14 protein-coding genes are annotated in these 16,782 nt (G+C 64.0%); 3 read left to right on the top strand and 11 right to left on the bottom strand.

The window, feature by feature from the left end; genetic code table 11:
- Nucleotides 1–15 precede the first annotated feature (15 nt).
- From LB543_RS13055 to LB543_RS13080, 6 genes are all read right to left on the bottom strand, one after another.
- Nucleotides 16–1,179, bottom strand: a complete 1,164-nt coding sequence (locus tag LB543_RS13055; RefSeq protein WP_224593430.1) for an ABC transporter ATP-binding protein — start codon at nucleotides 1,177–1,179, stop codon at nucleotides 16–18.
- The gene (locus LB543_RS13060) at nucleotides 1,172–2,314 is read right to left on the bottom strand and encodes an ABC transporter substrate-binding protein (RefSeq protein ID WP_224614379.1); all 1,143 of its coding nucleotides are present in this window, start codon (nucleotides 2,312–2,314) and stop codon (nucleotides 1,172–1,174) included. The genes LB543_RS13055 and LB543_RS13060 overlap by 8 nt, the downstream gene beginning before the upstream one ends.
- The gene (locus tag LB543_RS13065) at nucleotides 2,311–3,153 is read right to left on the bottom strand and encodes an ABC transporter permease (protein ID WP_224614380.1); all 843 of its coding nucleotides are present in this window, start codon (nucleotides 3,151–3,153) and stop codon (nucleotides 2,311–2,313) included. Before LB543_RS13065 ends, LB543_RS13060 begins: the two co-directional genes overlap by 4 nt.
- Nucleotides 3,154–3,166: 13 nt before the next feature.
- Entirely contained in the window at nucleotides 3,167–4,045 is an 879-nt protein-coding gene (locus LB543_RS13070; RefSeq protein WP_140759686.1) for an ABC transporter permease, read from the bottom strand.
- 220 nt (nucleotides 4,046–4,265) lie between these two features.
- Nucleotides 4,266–6,152, bottom strand: coding sequence for a molecular chaperone HtpG (gene htpG, locus LB543_RS13075; RefSeq protein WP_224614381.1), 1,887 nt, complete (start codon nucleotides 6,150–6,152; stop codon nucleotides 4,266–4,268).
- Between the two features lie 349 nt (nucleotides 6,153–6,501).
- Nucleotides 6,502–7,380 carry a hypothetical protein gene (locus tag LB543_RS13080; RefSeq protein ID WP_224614382.1) on the bottom strand — a complete coding sequence of 293 codons (879 nt, stop codon included), beginning with the start codon at nucleotides 7,378–7,380 and terminating at the stop codon, nucleotides 6,502–6,504.
- A 173-nt stretch (nucleotides 7,381–7,553) separates the two neighbouring features.
- Here LB543_RS13080 and LB543_RS13085 point away from each other — a divergent pair, with 173 nt between their 5' ends.
- Entirely contained in the window at nucleotides 7,554–9,575 is a 2,022-nt protein-coding gene (locus LB543_RS13085; protein WP_224614487.1) for an ABC transporter ATP-binding protein/permease, read from the top strand.
- A 49-nt stretch (nucleotides 9,576–9,624) separates the two neighbouring features.
- On the opposite strand, the gene LB543_RS13090 is transcribed toward LB543_RS13085, so the two are convergent.
- Both LB543_RS13090 and LB543_RS13095 read right to left on the bottom strand, forming a co-directional pair.
- Nucleotides 9,625–10,347, bottom strand: a complete 723-nt coding sequence (locus tag LB543_RS13090; protein ID WP_224614383.1) for a haloacid dehalogenase type II — start codon at nucleotides 10,345–10,347, stop codon at nucleotides 9,625–9,627.
- A gap of 48 nt (nucleotides 10,348–10,395) precedes the next feature.
- A complete protein-coding gene (locus LB543_RS13095; RefSeq protein WP_224614384.1) occupies nucleotides 10,396–11,331 on the bottom strand; it encodes a DMT family transporter in 936 nt (311 codons plus the stop codon).
- Nucleotides 11,332–11,508: 177 nt separating this feature from the next.
- Here LB543_RS13095 and LB543_RS13100 point away from each other — a divergent pair, with 177 nt between their 5' ends.
- Nucleotides 11,509–12,399: a LysR family transcriptional regulator gene (locus LB543_RS13100; protein ID WP_224614385.1), complete on the top strand. Its 891-nt coding sequence runs from the start codon at nucleotides 11,509–11,511 to the stop codon at nucleotides 12,397–12,399.
- 196 nt (nucleotides 12,400–12,595) lie between these two features.
- On the opposite strand, the gene LB543_RS13105 is transcribed toward LB543_RS13100, so the two are convergent.
- Entirely contained in the window at nucleotides 12,596–13,132 is a 537-nt protein-coding gene (locus tag LB543_RS13105; protein WP_224614386.1) for a hypothetical protein, read from the bottom strand.
- Between the two features lie 242 nt (nucleotides 13,133–13,374).
- Nucleotides 13,375–13,947, bottom strand: a complete 573-nt coding sequence (locus LB543_RS13110; RefSeq protein ID WP_140809959.1) for a CGNR zinc finger domain-containing protein — start codon at nucleotides 13,945–13,947, stop codon at nucleotides 13,375–13,377.
- A 125-nt stretch (nucleotides 13,948–14,072) separates the two neighbouring features.
- On the opposite strand from LB543_RS13110, the gene LB543_RS13115 reads away from it, so the two are divergent.
- The gene (locus tag LB543_RS13115; RefSeq protein ID WP_224614387.1) at nucleotides 14,073–14,948 is read left to right on the top strand and encodes an alpha/beta fold hydrolase; all 876 of its coding nucleotides are present in this window, start codon (nucleotides 14,073–14,075) and stop codon (nucleotides 14,946–14,948) included.
- Nucleotides 14,949–15,098: 150 nt separating this feature from the next.
- On the opposite strand, the gene LB543_RS13120 is transcribed toward LB543_RS13115, so the two are convergent.
- A complete protein-coding gene (locus tag LB543_RS13120) occupies nucleotides 15,099–16,757 on the bottom strand; it encodes an acyl-CoA synthetase (RefSeq protein WP_224614388.1) in 1,659 nt (552 codons plus the stop codon).
- Nucleotides 16,758–16,782 lie beyond the last annotated feature (25 nt).

Below are 16,782 nucleotides of genomic sequence, written 5' to 3' on the forward strand. Positions count from 1 at the left end.
ACGTGAGTGCGGCGCCTATGAAATCCGCTGCCCGCCCTCGTCGAGCAGAACGCAGCCCTCGGCATCGAATCCGAGGTCGGCCGTTTCGCCTTCGCGAAGGACGCGGCCGGTGATCGGCGCGTTGGCGCGGAGGTTGGTCTTGCCGCCGATGTCGATCTCGTAGATTGCGCTGCCGCCCAGATACGAGGCCGAGACGACGCGGCCGGTGAGCCGGTTGGCGCTCGCTCCGGCACCGACCGAAAATTTCTGCGGCCGCACCACGACAGTGACCTTGCTGCCGTCGCCGAGCGGCCTTGGACAGGTCACGTTGATCGTCTGTCCGGTGCCAAGCACCACCGCTGCCGTCCCTTGGCCGGACCTGCTCACGGTCCCGGCAAGCATGTTGGCCTTGCCAAGGAAGTCGGCGACGAAGGCCGTGGCCGGCGTCTCATAGACCTCCTCCGGAGTACCGATCTGCTCCACGGCGCCCGCGTTCATCACCACGATGCGATCCGACATGGAGAGCGCTTCTTCCTGGTCGTGCGTGACGAAGATGGCGGTGATGCCGGTTTCCTTCTGGATCTTCTTGATCTCGACGCGCATCTCCTCGCGCATGTTGGCGTCCAGCGCCGATAGCGGTTCGTCCAGCAGCAGCACCTGCGGCTCGAAGACGATGGCGCGGGCAAGCGCGATGCGCTGCTGCTGCCCGCCCGACAGTTGCGACGGCAGCTTCTTCTCGCTGCCCGGCAGCCGCACCATTTCGAGCGCCTTGCCGACCTTGCGCGCGATCTCGGGCTTCGGCACGTTGCGGTACTTCAGGCCGAAGGCGACGTTGTCGAACACGTTCTTGTGCGGGAACAGCGCGTAGCTCTGAAAGACCAGCCCGATGTTGCGCTTGTAGATCGGGACGTCGTCGACACGCCGCCCGTCGATCATGATCTGGCCGCCCGAAATATCGACCAGGCCGGCGATGGAGCGCAGGATCGTGGTCTTGCCGCAGCCCGAGGGCCCGAGCAGGGTGACGAAGCTGCCCTTGCGGATCGAGAGCGAGAAATCGCGCACCGCGACGAACTTGCCATAGGCGATGTCGATGTCGCGGAACTCGACCGCCGGGCTGTTTGCCTCGGCGGCCGCGCTCGCGCCGGCTACTCCGGCCAGGACAGGCCGGGGATGGAGTGTCGTGCCTTGGCTTTCAGGCACCTTTGGAGATCCTGTTCCACTGCTTGGTCCAGGCGTCCTCGTTGGTCGCCCAGTAGGTCGGATCGGCGAAGGTCAGCGACTTCATGGTGCCGGTCTTGTCGAATGCCGGCAGCTTCTCGATCTTCTCGGTCAGCTTGACCTTGTTCGGGTCGAGCGACGGGGGATAGCTCTGGCCCTCGGCCACCGCGATCGAGGTCGCCGGGTCGAGCATGAAGTTGATCAGCTCTTCGCACTCGGCCATGGGCGAGCCCTTCAGGATCAGCATGTCCTCCATCCAGGCATAGGAGCCGGCCGGATCGAGATAGCCGATCGGATGGCCCTGGTCCTGCAGCGCGGCGACGCGGCCCGACCACGCGTCGGTCACCACGATCTCGCCCTTGGAAAGCAGGTCCATCAGTTCCGCGCCGGAGCTCCAGAACTTCTTGGCGAGGTCGCGCGTCTCGCGCACCTTGGCCCAGATGGCGTCCATGTCCTTGAGGTTGTTGGGGTCCTGCCCGGTGGCGAGCGCCGCGTACCAGACGCGCGTCGTCATGTCGGAATAGCCGCCGACCTTGCCGGCATATTTCTTGTCGAGCAGGAGCCCGGCGCCCTTTTCCTTGGCTTCCTCCGGCGAGATCACCTTGGTGTTGTAGGCGATGCCCGTCGTTCCGTAGTCGTAGGGCACGGCCGAAAGCTTTGGCGTCAGCTTGCGGAACGGCTCGATCATCGGCTGCAGCACATTGGCCATATTTGGAATGTTGGCCTCGTTGATCTCCGAGGTCAGGCCGCCATTCACATATTTGATGTAGTAGTTGACGCCGGAAGAATGGATGACCTGGTAGTCGCCGGGCTTGGCGGTCTTGATCTTGGTGATGATCTCGTCCTCGTCGCCGAACGTGCCCTGGACCACCTTGATCTTGGTCTTGGCCGTGTAGGGCTGGAAGGCGAACTTGTCGATCGCGTCCTGCACCGTGCCGCCCCAGCCGTCGAAGCGAACCTCCTGGACCGCGGCGAGCGCCCGGCCCATCCACGGCATGGAAAGGCCCGCCGATGCTGCCGCGGCGGCGGTCAGCGTCAGGAAAGTGCGGCGGCTCAGGTCGCCACTGGCATATCGATCGTGCAGCCGTTCCAGCCGCTTCGTGGTGGTGATTTTCATTGTGTTTCCTCCTTTGGTTCGCCACGTCTTCTCAGTTTTGTCAGGCTTTGCAGGATCAGGCCTCCGATGAGCGGGATGCCGACGGTCACCAGGATCATCACGGTGCCGAGCGCGTTGATTTCCGGGCTGATCGAGATCTTGAGCATGGAAAGGATCTGGGTGGGCATGGTTTCGACGCCGGCCGGCCGCCAGAACAGGCTGGCCGAGGTGTTGTCGAAGGAGATGGTGAAGGCGAGCAGGGCGCCGCCCACCACGGCCGGGATGAGCAGCGGCAGCGTGATCTCGCGGAAGGATGAAAAGCGCGACGCGCCAAGCGATAGTGCCGCCTCCTCATAGACGCGCCGGATGCCGATCATGCGCGCCTGGGCGATCAGCACGACATAGGGCACGGCAAGCAGGATATGGCCGAGCACCAGCAGCAGCATCGTCCTCGGCTGGTCGACGGCCTTGATCAGCACCAGCAGGCCGACGCCGAGGATGGTTTCGGGCACCAGCGCCGGCAGGATCACCAGAGTGCTCAGCGCCTGCTTGCCGCGAAAATCGAAGCGGACCAAGGCAAATGCCGTGGTGACGCCGATGGCGGTAGTGACGATCGCCGTGACCAATGCGATCCACAAGGATGTGTGGAAGGCGGCCAGCACCGCCTCGTTGGCCATCAGCTTGCCGTACCATTGCAGGCTGAAGCCGGTCATCGGGAAGCCGCCGAACATCGAGGCGTTGAACGACAGGATGACCGTCGCCACGATCGGCGCGAACATGAAGATGTAGACGCAGACCGTGACGACGCCGGTCAGCCGCCAGGCCCATCTGCCTTCCTGCTTGCGCCGCGTTCCTCTCATCCTCCAAGCCCCGTCATCCGCCCAGCCCCTTGACGATCTGAGACATGCCCATGTAGCGCGTGTAGACGGCGGCGAAGAAGCCGAGCACGACGAACAGCACGATCGAAAGCGTGGCGCCCATCGGCCAGTTCAGCTCACCCATGATGGTGTCGTAGATCAGGTTGCCGAACAGCGCGTCGCGGCCCGAACCGAGGAGCTGCGGCGTCACATAGCTGCCGGCTGCCAGCACGAAGCAGAGCAGCAGGCCCGCCGCCAGGCCGGGCAGCGACAGGGGCAGCGTGACCTCGCGGAACGCCTGCGCGCTCGTGCAGCCCATTGAGCGAGCCGCCGAAATCAACGTGCGATCAATGCTTTCCAGGCTGACATAGACGTTGAGGATCATGTAGGGCAGCAGGAAGTGCAGCATGCCCAGGATGACCGCGCCTTCATTGTAGAGCATCTGCAAGGGCTCATGGATGATGCCCATTTTGAGCAGCGCGACGTTGATGACGCCCTGTTCGCCCAGGATGTTGATCCAGGAAAAGGTGCGGATGGTGAAGCTGATCCAGAACGGCACGATCAGCAAAAGCAGCAGCAGCCATTTGTGCTTGAAGGTCGTGGCCCAGATGAAATAAGCGGGGAAATAGCCGAGCACTCCGCAGAGCAGCGCCGTCATGGCCCCGACCCTCAACGTCTTCAGGAGGAAGCCGTGATAATAGCTGTCGGTGAGGAATTCGTGCCAGTTCGCCGTCGTCAGCGCGCTGGTTTCGACGCCGGCGGTGACGAAGGTGAAAAAGGTGTAGGCGCCCATCACGGCGATCGGCAGCACCAGGAAGAAAATCAGCAGCAGGAGCACCGGCGCGACGAGCATCCAGGCCAGCCGTGGATCATACAATGTCCATCGTCGTTTCATGAGCACCCGGACGTCCGCGCCTTCTTTGAAGCGCCTGTTTTGTTCCCGGGGCCAAGATTGGGTGATTGGAGGCGCGATGTCTACACCAGGCGATTGAGCCAGTAGACTTCAGCGCGCCGCTGGCTGCGAGAGACGCCGAAATATTGAAGGCGGCGTTCGCTGCGCAGCGCCGCCTTGCGACCGATCGACAAACCTGTCGAGGAGGGCTGGCCGGCGCGCCTCAGCCTTTGGAGATACCCCGCGCGATCAGCCGGGCAAGGCGGTCAGAAAACGCCCTGGCATCCGCGGGCTTGTCGCCATCGAGCACGCGCGCCTCGTCGTAGAGAAGGTGGGCGGCGTCGTCCCTGAAGGCCTTCTCGTCTTCGCCGAGGCCGGCGAGCGCCAGAATGCGCTCGTGGCGGGGGTTGATTTCGAGGATCGGTTTGGCCGTCTTGTCGAGGCGGCCGGCGGCGTTGAGCAGCCGCTCGAACTGGCGGTCGGGACCGTGCTCGGGCGCGACCAGGCAGACCGCGCTTTCGGTCAGGCGGTCGGAAGGCTTCACATCCGACACGGCGTCGCCAAGCGCCGCTTTGACGAAGGCCAGGAAGCCATCGACTTCGGGCGTCGCCGCCGCGTCCGGCTTCTTGGCATCATCGAGCAAGGGAATCTCGGAGAGTTCGGCCACCCCTTGCGTAACCGACTTGAACGGCTTGCCGTCGAATTCCGGCGCCATCGACGTCCAGAAACTGTCGACGGGGTCGGTGAGCAGCAGCACTTCTATGCCGCGTGCCCGAAACCCTTCGAGCTGCGGCGAGGCTTCGAGCCGCGCGCGGTCGTCGCCGGCCATGAAGAAGATCGCCTTCTGGCCTTCCTTCATCGCCGAGACATAGTCGGCAAGGCCGCGCCAATTTTCGCCCGAGGCGGTCGAACGGAAGCGGGCAAGCTTCAGCAACTGCTCGCGGCGTTCATGATCCTCGTAGAGCCCTTCCTTGAGGACGACGCCGAAATTTTCCCAGATTTTGGCATAGGTCTCGGCCTCGTTCTCCGCGAGCTTTGAGAGATCGCCGAGCACGCGGTTGGTCAGGCCCTTGCGGATCGCGGCCAGCAGCGGGCTTTCCTGGATCATCTCGCGCGAGACGTTGAGCGGCAGGTCGGCGGAATCGACCAGCCCGCGCATGAAGCGCAGGTAACGCGGCAACAGATCGGCATCGTCGGTGATGAAGACGCGGCGCACATAGAGCTTGATGCGGCCCTTGCGGTCCTGGTCGAAGAGATCGAAGGGACGCGAGCTTGGCACGAAGGCGAGCACGCTGTATTCCTGCCGGCCCTCGGCGCGGAAATGGATCGTGGCGGCCGGCTCGTCATACTGGCCGGCGACACTGCGGTAGAAATCCGTGTATTCCTCGGGCTTGATCTCGCTCTTCGGCCTGATCCAAAGGGCTGTGCCGTCGGCAATGTCGCGCGCTTCGGCGCCGGGCTTCTCGATGAGCGTGATCGGCACCGGCACATGGCCCGACTGCGACTTGGCCAGTTGCTCGAGCCGGTAGGATCCGGTGTAGGACACGGCGTCGTCCATGAGATGCAGCACGACGCGGGTGCCGCGTTTGGGTGCGGCTTCGAGCGGGGCGGGCGCGATCTCGTAGGAACCCTTGCCATCCGACGACCAGCGCCAGGCTTCGTCGCTTCCCGCCAGGCGGCTGATCACGTCGACGCGGGTTGCCACCATGAAGGCGGAGTAGAAGCCGACGCCGAACTGGCCGATGAGCTGCGTGTCTTCGGTGCCGGAGCCGACGCGCTCGATGAAGGCGCGCGTGCCCGAGCGCGCGATCGTGCCCAGGGCCTCCGTCATGTCGTCGCGGCTCATGCCGATGCCGTTGTCCTCGACGGTGATCAGCTTGCTGTCGGGATCGGCCGATATCGAGATTCGCGGCTTGGGATCGTCGACCAGCAACTCCGGACGACTGACTGCCTCGAAGCGCAGCTTCTCGCAGGCGTCGGCGGCGTTGGAGATCAATTCGCGCAGGAAGACGTCCTTATCGGAATAGACCGAGTGCACCATCATATGCAGCAGCCGCGAAACATCCGCCTCGAATGCCTTGGTTTCCGTCGCTTTTGTGTCTGTCGTCATTGCCGAGTTTCCCACGCTGTTCATCCGCCCGTCGCGCCATGGCGCGTCCGGGACTTCCTTTCAACCATTTTCAACCGTGCTGGCAACCGCGTTCAGCGAGGCCAGCGCGCCGACAATATCGTAATGGGGTGCGCGGGTGACAAGGGGCGGAAACGGCGAAACAGCCAATCTCCCCCCTCGTGGGGGAGATGCCCGGCAGGGCAGAGGGGGGCGCAAGGGATCACGGCTTACCAAAAAACATGGGAGCAGTACGGGCGTCGACTGAGATGTCGGCGGGACAGCGCCCCCCTCTGGCCTGCCGGCCATCTCCCCCACAAGTGGGGAGATTGGCAGCTTTTGCGCCGCGCCCCTACTTACCGGCCATGTGGTCGGCAAGCGTCTGTGCCTGGGCGAGCAGTGCGGGGAAGACGGGGTTGTCGGGCAGGTTCTTGCCCATGCAGGCGCGGAAGTCGCTGTCGCCTTTTGCCCAGGCGGCGTCGGCGGCATCGGATGTATTCTCGTCGCTGTCGCCGGTGGTTTGCTTGATCAATTTCTGGGCGGCGCCATCGGCGGCGGTCCAGACCGCGTCGCAGGCAGCGATTTTCGGGACGGTCGCGGGCGCCTCGGCGATCATGACGCTGTTACCCTTGACGACCGTGACGACGACCTCCTGGTCGTAGTTCGGCCCGACATCCTGTGCCCAGCCGCCGAGGCGGGCGATCGCCATGTCGGCGCCGTCAGGCTTCTTCACGGTGAAGTCGAGCGTGCCGGTGAACGCGGCATCGCTGCCGATGGCCTGGGTGTAGAAAGCATCGAGCTTCAGCGCCGCGTCGAAGTCGGTGGGCAGTTTGAGATCGGCGTCGGTCTCGGCGGCGCGTGACCGCAGCCAGCGCTCGACCAGCCCGCGCGTCGATACCACGATGCTGGGGCCGTCCTCGGTGCCGTGGCGAAGTCCGTCCAGCATGCCGAAGCCGACATCGGAGGAACTGAGGCTTTCGATGTTGATCGTGCCGGCCGCCGGAAAACCCTGGACCGTGAAAGGCCCGAGAAGCGCGGAAAGGCGCTGTTCGAGATCGGCGCGGGCCTTCTCATTGGCCGCATCGAGCGTTTCGACAGGGGCGTTCGCGCTTTCCATCGCGGCGATGGCCGATATCGCCTTGTCGCGCGCGGCGATGTAGTCGTCCTCCGGCGAAGCCGCATAGGCCGCACCGCTCGCCAGCGCGAACACCAAAGTCCAGACCAGACGCATCGCGGAACCTCCGTTTTTACAAGCTCTTCGCGTGGCTTGGTGGCGATTGTGCGGCGGTGAGGCCTGGCGAGGCGTGGCAGATATCGGGGCACCAGGATAGCCTTCGCACGGCCGGAGGCGTCCTATGGCGAAGGACGATGAAACCTTCCGATTTCCACGCCGTTATGGCCCTCGTGACAGACATCAAACCCAAACCGAAGCCGGCCGGCGGCGCCAAGCCAAACGGTGCCAGGAAGCCCCGCCGGGAGAAGGCACCCGATGTCGAGGTCGCATCCGAGGTCGTGGGCGAGGCGCCGCCGCCGCCAGCGGCGGTGGAACCCGATCCGCAACTGACCCCTGAACAGGCCGAGCAGGCGCGCAAGAAATACCTGCTGAAGCGTTTCTGGATCAGCGCGCGCGGCTATTGGAGCCGGCGCGGCGACAAGCTCGCCTGGCCGTGCACGATCGGGCTCCTGATCCTGATCTGCGTTAATGTCGGTTTCCAATACGGCATCAATGTCTGGAACCGCGCGATCTTCGACGCCATCGAACAGCGTAATGCGCCGACCGTCTATTTCCTGAGCGCCGTGTTCGTGCCGCTGGTGCTTGGAAGCGTCAGCCTCGTCGTCGCGCAGGTCTATCTGCGCATGACGATCCAGCGTCGCTGGCGCTCCTGGCTCACCACATCGGTCATCGGCCGCTGGCTCACCAACGGCCGCTACTACCAGCTCAATCTCGTCCGCGGCGATCACCAGAACCCGGAGGCCCGTATATCCGAGGATCTGCGGATCGCCACCGAATCGCCCGTGGATTTCGTCTCCGGCGTTCTCAACGCCTTCCTGGCGGCCTCGACCTTCATCGTCGTGCTGTGGACGATCGGCGGCGCGCTGACGCTGCCGATCGGCGGGGCGAATATCACCATTCCAGGCTTCCTCGTCATCACCGCGGTCATCTATGCGGCCATCACTTCCACCTCGATGGTGGTCATCGGCCGGCATTTCGTCGAACTCTCCGAACAGAAGAACCAGGTGGAAGCGGAATTTCGCTACACGCTCACGCGCGTGCGCGAAAACGGCGAGAGCATTGCCTTGCTCGGCGGCGAGGAGGAGGAGCGCAGCGGCATCGACAGGACCTTCGCCGGCGTGCTGAAGCGGTGGGCGATGCTTGCTGGCCAGCACATGCGCACGGCGCTGGTCTCCCAGGGGTCGAGCCTGTTCGCGCCCGTGGTGCCGGTACTTTTGAGCGCGCCAAAATTCCTCGATGGCTCGATGTCGCTTGGGCAGGTCATGCAGGCGGCATCGGCCTTTGCCATAGTGCAGGGCGCGTTCGGATGGCTGGTCGACAACTACCCGCGTCTCGCCGACTGGAACGCCTCGGCACGGCGCATCGCCTCGCTGATGATGTCGCTCGACGGGCTCGAGCGCGCGGAAGAAAGCGACGCGCTCGGACGCATCAGTCATGGCGAGACCAAGGACGATACGATGCTCAGCCTGAACGATCTCTCCGTGTCACTCGATGACGGCACCGCCGTGGTCAAGGAAACCGAGGTCGTGATCCAACCAGGCGAGCGGCTGCTGGTGGCCGGCGAATCCGGTACGGGCAAGAGCACGCTGGTGCGGGCGATAGCGGGGCTGTGGCCGTGGGGTGGCGGCAGCGTCGATTTCCACCCCGGCAAGCGCTTGTTCATGCTGCCGCAGCGTCCCTACATTCCCTCGGGCACGCTGCGCCGGGCGGCCGCCTATCCCGGCGCCGCCGATGACTGGACGGTTCCACAGATCAGGGCCGCCCTCGACAAGGTGGGGCTCGGTTATCTCGGCGACCGGATCGACGAAGAGGCGCCATGGGACCAGACCCTGTCGGGCGGCGAGAAGCAGCGGCTGGCCTTCGCGCGGCTCCTCCTGCACGCGCCCGACATCGTCGTGCTGGATGAGGCAACGGCGGCGCTCGACGAGAAGAGCCAGGACAGGATGATGGAGACCATCATCCAAGAACTGCCCAATGTGACCATCTTGAGCGTGGCGCACCGGGCCGAACTGGAGGCGTTCCACAGCCGCAAGATCACGCTCGAGCGGCGCAAGGGCGGCGCCAAGCTCGTCAGCGATATCGATCTTGTCCCGCGCAGGCGCAGGGGCTTGCTCGGCCGCGCCTTGTGGGGTTCCGGCGCGCCGGCCGAAAGGCCGCATGAGCACGCCGGCACCGCCCGTAAAAAGACTTGATGCCGTCAGGCGAGTTGGGCTTCCGCTGGGATGGCCGGCGGCTCTTCCGTCAGGCGCGCAATTCCTCCCTATGTGCCTTCGCGAGGTCGGCCATGCTGTCGAAGCGGAAGTCCACCTTCGGCATGTCGCCGGGATGCATCGTGGCGCCAAAACCCTGATCGGCGTGCCGGCGGTGGATCCAGCATGATGCGAGGCCCAGCCGGTTGGCGACGGTGTGATCGTGGAACAGGCTCTCGGCCGTGTGAAGGACTTGCTTGTCGCCAATCCCGAGCGTCGCCAGCTTTTCGAGCATATAGTCGAAGTTCCGGGGCGACGGCTTGTAGGAGCCGATGTCCTCCGCCGTGTAGATCGCATCGAAATCGACGCCGAGTTTCCTGTTGCTGAAGGAGAAGCTCGTATTGTCGACGTTGGAGAGGATGATCAGCCTGTAGTGCTGCTTGAGGTATTGCAGGGCTGCGGGGGTGTCGGCAAAGGCCGGCCAGTCCTTCACGCTTTGGCCATAGGCGATGCATTCCTCCGGCGTGGCCGCGACGCCCCATTCCTCGGCGAGCCGCTTGTAGACGACGGCCAGAAGATCGCAGTAGCGTTTTTGGGGCGTCCAGTTCTGCTGGCTGGATTCATGCCTTGCATGCGCCTGCAGGATGTCGTCGCGGCTCAGACCGCGGCCAACTCGCGCGGTCAGCGGCTTCAGGGCGTCGATCATGCCGGATTCCCAATCTATGAGGGTGCCGTAGCAGTCGAAGGTGAGGGCCTTGAAATCAGTCAGCTTCATGGGGTTCACTCCCTTGGGTTGGATGGTTGGTTTGGTGCGGGATCACGATCAATCGGCCGGTTGCCCGGCGGGCTGCCCGACCGGGCTCGGACCTGCCTTCGATGCGGTGCCGCGCGACGACGTCAGCCAGACGCCGAACAGTGTCACCGCAAGGCCGAGGACCATCGCCGATGAAAGCGGCTCGCCGAACAGCAGCCAGGCCCAGAGCATCGTCACCGGCGGGCTGAGATAGATCACGCTGCTGACCTGCGCGGCGCTATGGAGGCGCAGGCTCACATAATAGACGCCGTAGCAGAAGAAGGTCGAAAACAGCACCAGCCACGCGATGCCGCACTCGAACCGGCCATCGAGGGGCGGCATCAGCCCGCCATTGCAGCCGGCGCAGACGGCAAAAAGCATCGCCGCCGTCAGGCATTGGATGCAAAGGCTCTGGTGGATGGGCATGTCGATTGTCGCCATCCGCTTCTGCAGCACGGTCGCCAGGGCGAAGACCATCATGGAGGCGATGGTCACAATATATGCCCAGGCCGGCGCCGTTCCGAGGCTGAGGCTGTTCAGCGAGACGATCAGCACACCGAGCACACCGAGCGCCGTTCCGGTCCATTGCCTCGATGTTAGGCGGTGACCCAGAACGGGCTGCGAAAGTGCCGCGATGGCGAGGGGGACGAGGTCCGAGATCAGCGCGACGAGGCCGGTCGGCACGCGCTGGCCGATGGCGAGCGCGAAGCCGCCGAGATAGAGGAACATCATCGCCACGCCGAACGCCATCTGCTGTATCAAGGCACGTGCGCCGATGCGCGGCCCGACCATGAGCGCGAAGGGCAGAAGTACCAGTCCCGACATCAGGGTCCGCCAGAACAGGACCAGCATCACATTGGCGCTCTCGCTGGCGTAGCGGATGCCGACGAAGCCGGAACTCCAACTGACGACAAGCGCGGCCGCCATGAGCGGCCAGAGCAGGGGCTGATGTTTCGGGAGCGTCATGCGGTCTCTTCGTCGAAGCGGGTGCCGGGGCGGATTTATGGCGGCACGCACGCGTTTGCACATGACAAATTTCGATGCATCCATGAAATTGCCACGAAATCTGGCATATTCATTTGCTCGAAAACCGGTTCCGCGCCAGGACCTGGAGCGCCGCTTTCGTTTCAAACGAGGATTGTCATGGCTGGAGTGATGAGCCGCCGCCTGGATGTCGATGCCTTGCGGGCGATGGTGGCGATCGAGAAACATGGCGGGGTCACCCGTGCGGCCGAGGTGCTGGGCCTGTCGCAGTCGGCCGTCAGCCACAAGATCAGGCGGCTGGAAGCGAGCCTCGACTGCGAAATCCTCAGCCGCAAGGCCAATGCGCCGATGTTCACCAGTTCAGGGCAGGATCTGCTGGGCTATGCCAGGCGCATCCTGGGCATCCATGACGAGGCGATCCTGAGCCTGTCGAAAAGCACGCTGCAAGGCAAGATCGCGTTGGGGATGACCGAGGACACGACCTGCACGGATCTTTCGCGCATCCTTGGCCGGTTTCGCCGGCTCTACCCAGAGGTGAGCGTGCGCACGCAAGTGCGCATGAGCCTTGCCTTGCAGAAGCTGCTGGGCGAGGGGGCGCTCGACGCGGCCATCATCCAGGTGTTCCAGCACGAGGTCCGGCCCACCGACATCCTGCTCTTCCGCGAGAGCCTGCATTGGGTGAAGTCGCCCGAACTGACCTTGGTGAAAGGCGACCCGGTGCCGTTCCTGTCCTTCGACGACAACTGCTTCTATCGCCGCTGGGGCCTAGATCTCGGCCAGGACGAGGGAACGGTGTTCGAGATCGTGTTCGAATGTTCGAGTGCCGCTGGCATCATCGCCGGCGTGACCTCCGGGCTCGGCGTCGCGCTGCTCAGCCAGCGGCATCTGCAGCCCGGCATGGAGATAGTCGACAAGCAGTTCCCCAAGCCCCCGGACCTCGCCTACGTCATCCGCCGCGCCCGCAACGCCCGCAACCCCGCGCTGGACACGCTGGTGAGGGAGATAGAGGCCGAGGTGCGGCGCCACGGGACGCTGCAGATCGCGGTGTGAGGGGGAGGGGATGGCGTGGGCGTTCTGGATTCAAGAAAGTCTCGCTTCTTCCCTTCTTGAGCCGATCAATGCTGGCTTTGCGCCGCATTCACGCCACGCGCGGTGTCAATCGCTGATCCGAGCAGTCGGCGAAACGGGAGCGTAGCGCCTCAACGCCTTGACAGCGAAGGAGGTCCAGCGCCCTTTCGCCCACTCATCATCTGGCGCGGTTCTTCGCTGACGGCTGCGATCTCTCCCCTTTCGATCCTTGGGCTGCTTTGACCAACCGATCCAGCACTGGGAAATCTTTCAAATCTCGATAGGGCGTCAGGTCGAGGTCGTGAGGGACGGCCTTCACCTTCTCCTCGTCGATGGGCTTCTCGTTGCTCTTCATCAGGGCCTGGTAAGCCTGCCATGAAACACGGGCTGCGAGGACGGCATCTCGCTCCGTCCGCAGCGCTATTTGGTGGGCATGCAGATAGTGAAGTCGCAATTTATCCAAGAGCGATTTCTCGACCACCTCATGCGTGACCAAAAAGGGCGCAAGCCTTACTGCCCGGCCTTTCGACGCCATGGTTCGCGGTAAGTGGCGGTCGATATAGACGGTTCGCCCATCCTCGCTGTAACCGGCAAGATAAGGGATATCGAAGTCGTGGTTCACCTCGACCCGCCGCTGCAAGGCAAGCACGAAGTCCTTGAGGACGGCATTGTCCACATCTTCAGATTTGTGGCGGGCTTCGTCCTCGAGTTTCATCAGCAGCAATCTACAAGCAAACGTGCCACCCCACCAACGAGGCCCTTTCCGCATTGTTCCTTCCGATCGCAATCATGATGATGCCGCACTCTCTCCGGTCTCGGAAGTTTCCTGGAATCCATTGCCTTTGTGCGGCTTGAGTCCAGTACCAGCCGTCGAGTGATTCCTGGTCGTTTCGAAGAGCGGACGTCCCAGCCACCAATCGCGCCATCGCGCCCGGAACGCATTGTCGGTCTTGACGGTTAAGATGGCGGATGGCCCCGATGGCGGGCTATCTTCTCGCGATTCCCGCAAGTCCGCATGCTGCACCAGCGGCGCTTCCCGCCTCGTGAGGTGTCCACGAATAGCCACCCACACCGTGGGCACGCATGCAGCCTCGCGCGAGGCAGCGTAAAAAAAGCCTCGATCGATAGATGTGCAAGGAATGCGGTCACTAGGGCGGGGTCGGCCCATTGATGGGAGGAGAGATCGAGCCGCGTCCCATCGCATCCGACTTGCTCGGTTCCCAGCGCACGTGCGGCGCGTGTGAATAGAAGACCAAGCGGCCGCAATGGCGTTTCCACATCCGAGGCGATCGCCTCAAACAGCGCGTAGGACGATTCCCGTATCTCACGAACGTCGATGAGGAACTGCCGATCCCGTATTTCGGCGACCGCTCCTGCTTCCCCCTCGTCGGCCAGCCCGGCAGCGAGCAACCACGCCCCGACGTCCCAAGGGGACGTGAAGAGTTCATTGTGGGGCGGCGGGTCGCGCCTATCAAACACGGCGTTCGAAAGGTCGAGGGCGGGGTGGCCGCCTATGAAGTGCTCCGGCACCCAGGCCGTATGATGGCTCGACAGGGAACGTAACCTTTAAAAGCGCGTTGGTCGGTTACATGCGTAACCGGATAAGTTGAATTATCAGGTTCATCGCCGATTGGAAACAGCAGAAGGAATACGGCATGCTGGACGTTGAGAAAGCCAAGCATCACAGGGTCGAGGTGGATGGGGTGAAGCTGTTCTATCGTGAAGCTGGGCGGCGTGACGCGCCCGGCGTGCTGCTTCTCCATGGCCAGCCCTGCTCGTCGTACTACTTCCGCCACGTCATCAGCCCGTTGGCACAAGTGGCGCAGGTTGTTGCGCCTGACCTGCCCGGGTTCGGTTTCACGGATGCGCCCGACGACTATCCCTACACGTTCGAAGCTATCGCGCGGACGATCGACGCGTTGACGCGGCAGGTCGGGCTGGAGCGGTTCTTCCTCTATAGCCACGATTTCGGAGCACCGGTCGCCTATTATCTGGCTCTGGCGCGTCGCGAGCGTGTGCTGGGGCTTATCATCCAGAACGGCAATGCTCATCAGGAGGGCCTTGGCCCGGACTGGGAGCCGAACAAGGCCTACTGGGCCGATCCGACCCCTGGGAACCGCGCAAAACTCCCCGAGTGGCTGAACTTCGAGGGCGTGCGGCGCACCTATGTCGGCGACATTCCGGATCGGCTCAAGCCGCAGTTCGCGCCTGAAGGCTGGCATCTCGACTGGGAGCGGATGAGCCGGCCGGGGCTCGTCGAGATACAGTTTCGCATCTTCGCCGACTATGGCCGCTACGTCGCCCGCTTTCCCGAGATCTCGGCCTATCACCGCGACCACCAACCGCCCGCCCTGCTGCTCTGGGGCCGGCACGACCCGTACTTTGAGATTGACGAGGTGCTCGCCTATGCCCGCGAGCTCGACCGGCTAGACATGCATATCTACGACGCGGCGCATCTGCTGCTCGAGACTCACCATCAGGAGTGCGTGGCGCTGATGCGCGCGTTCATTCTGAATGCGCAATCAAGCTGAGGATGGTGCTCTCGATAGAGGCCGCTGCGACTGTGACATCGATTTCGCCTTCTGCTTTGCCGCAGGATACGAGGTGTCGGAAGCGCTGCTTAAAATGACCCGCTTTGGAAATGTGCTATTCTGACCGTTTCCCGCCCGCGCGCCAGCCCTTCACCCCTTCCTCTTCTCCACCTCGGCCTTGCGCAGCAGAAACCGCTGGATCTTGCCGCTTGGTGTCTTCGGCAGCTCCGTCACGAAGTCGATCTCGCGCGGATAGGCGTGGGCTGAGAGGCGTTTTTTGACATGTTGCGCCAGTTCCTCGGCGAGCTCCGGGCTGCCTTGGTAGGCGGGGGCCAGGATGACGAACGCCTTGACGATCTCGGTGCGCTGCGGGTCAGGTACGCCGACCACCGCCGCCTCGGTGACCGCAGGGTGTTCGATCAGCGCGCTTTCGACGTCGAAGGGGCCGATGCGGTAGCCGGATGAGGTGATGACGTCGTCGGCGCGGCCGATGAAGGAGACCGAGCCGTCCGGCTCGTATTCCACGGTGTCGCCGGTGCGATAGTAGCCGCCTGAAATGGCCGGTGTCTCCGCCTGGTGGTAGCCGGCGAACCAGCGCAGCGGCGAATTGGCGATGTCGACGGCGAGGATACCGGGCTGGTTGGGGCCAAGCTCGTTGCCGGCCTCGTCCAGTACCACCATGCGGTAGCCCGGCATGGCGAAGCCGGCGGAGCCCGCGCGCACGGGATGCGCGAGGCCATGGTGGTTGTTGACCATCATGCCGTTCTCGGTCTGGCCGTAGTGGTCATGGATGGGGGCGGCGAGATGGGCGTCGAACCAGCGGATCACTTCCGGGTTGAGCGGCTCGCCGGCGCTGCTCACCACGCGCAGCCGGCCTTTTACACGCGCGGCGGCATCGGGACCTTCGGCGAGCAGCAGGCGGAAGGCTGTGGGCGAGCCGGCTAGGCTGGTGACGCCGAGCCGCTCGATGACGTCATAGGTGCTCCTGGCGGTGAAGGCGCCCTCGTTGAAGGTGGTGGCGATACCGAGCAGCAGGGGCCCCGTGATGGCGTAATAGAGGCCGTAGGCCCAGCCCGGATCGGCGATGTTCCAGAAGACGTCGTCGGCGCGCAGGCCGATCGCGTCGCGCATATAGGTGCCGAAGGCCATGAGCGCGCCGAGCGGCACCGGCACGCCCTTGGGCAGGCCGGTGGTGCCCGAGGTCGACATCATCATGAACAGGTCTTCGCCCTTGCGCATCACCGGATCGCAGTCGGGGGAGGCGGCGGCAAGGGCGGCGCGGAAATCGATGTCGCCCGGGGGCAGGGCCTCGCCCGCACCGAGGATGGTGGCGATTCGCGGAGGGTTTTCGACCTCGTCCAGCTTGCCGCGATTGGCGGGATTGGTCACCACCAGCTTAGCCGCGCTGTAGCCGAGGCGATGCTCGATGGCCTTCGGGCCGAAGGCGGTGAACAGCGGCTGGTAGAAGGCGCCGATGCGCCAGGCGCCGAGGATCAGCGCCACCAGTTCGGGAACGCGCGGCAGCATGCCGGCCACGACATCGCCGGGGCCGACGCCAAACGAGTTCAGCAGATTGCCGACACGGCCGGACATGTCGGCGAGATCCTCGAAGCTGAATTCGCTGAGTTCGCCGCCGGCCGAGATGGCGCGCAGCGCCAGGCGGTTCGCGCCGGTGTGGCGGCCGCAGCATTCGACATAGGCGTTGATGCCGGTCGCCGGGTCGCCCTGCAGTCTGGCAACCTCATCCTCGATACGAAAGCCCGCAACGGCATCGTCATAGCGCGGCAGGCCGGTCTGTGTCGTGGTCATGAAAATCCTCCCTGGCGGTGCGCCA

Origin of the sequence: Mesorhizobium sp. ESP7-2, assembly GCF_020164715.1 — a bacterium.
Classification (GTDB): domain Bacteria; phylum Pseudomonadota; class Alphaproteobacteria; order Rhizobiales; family Rhizobiaceae; genus Mesorhizobium.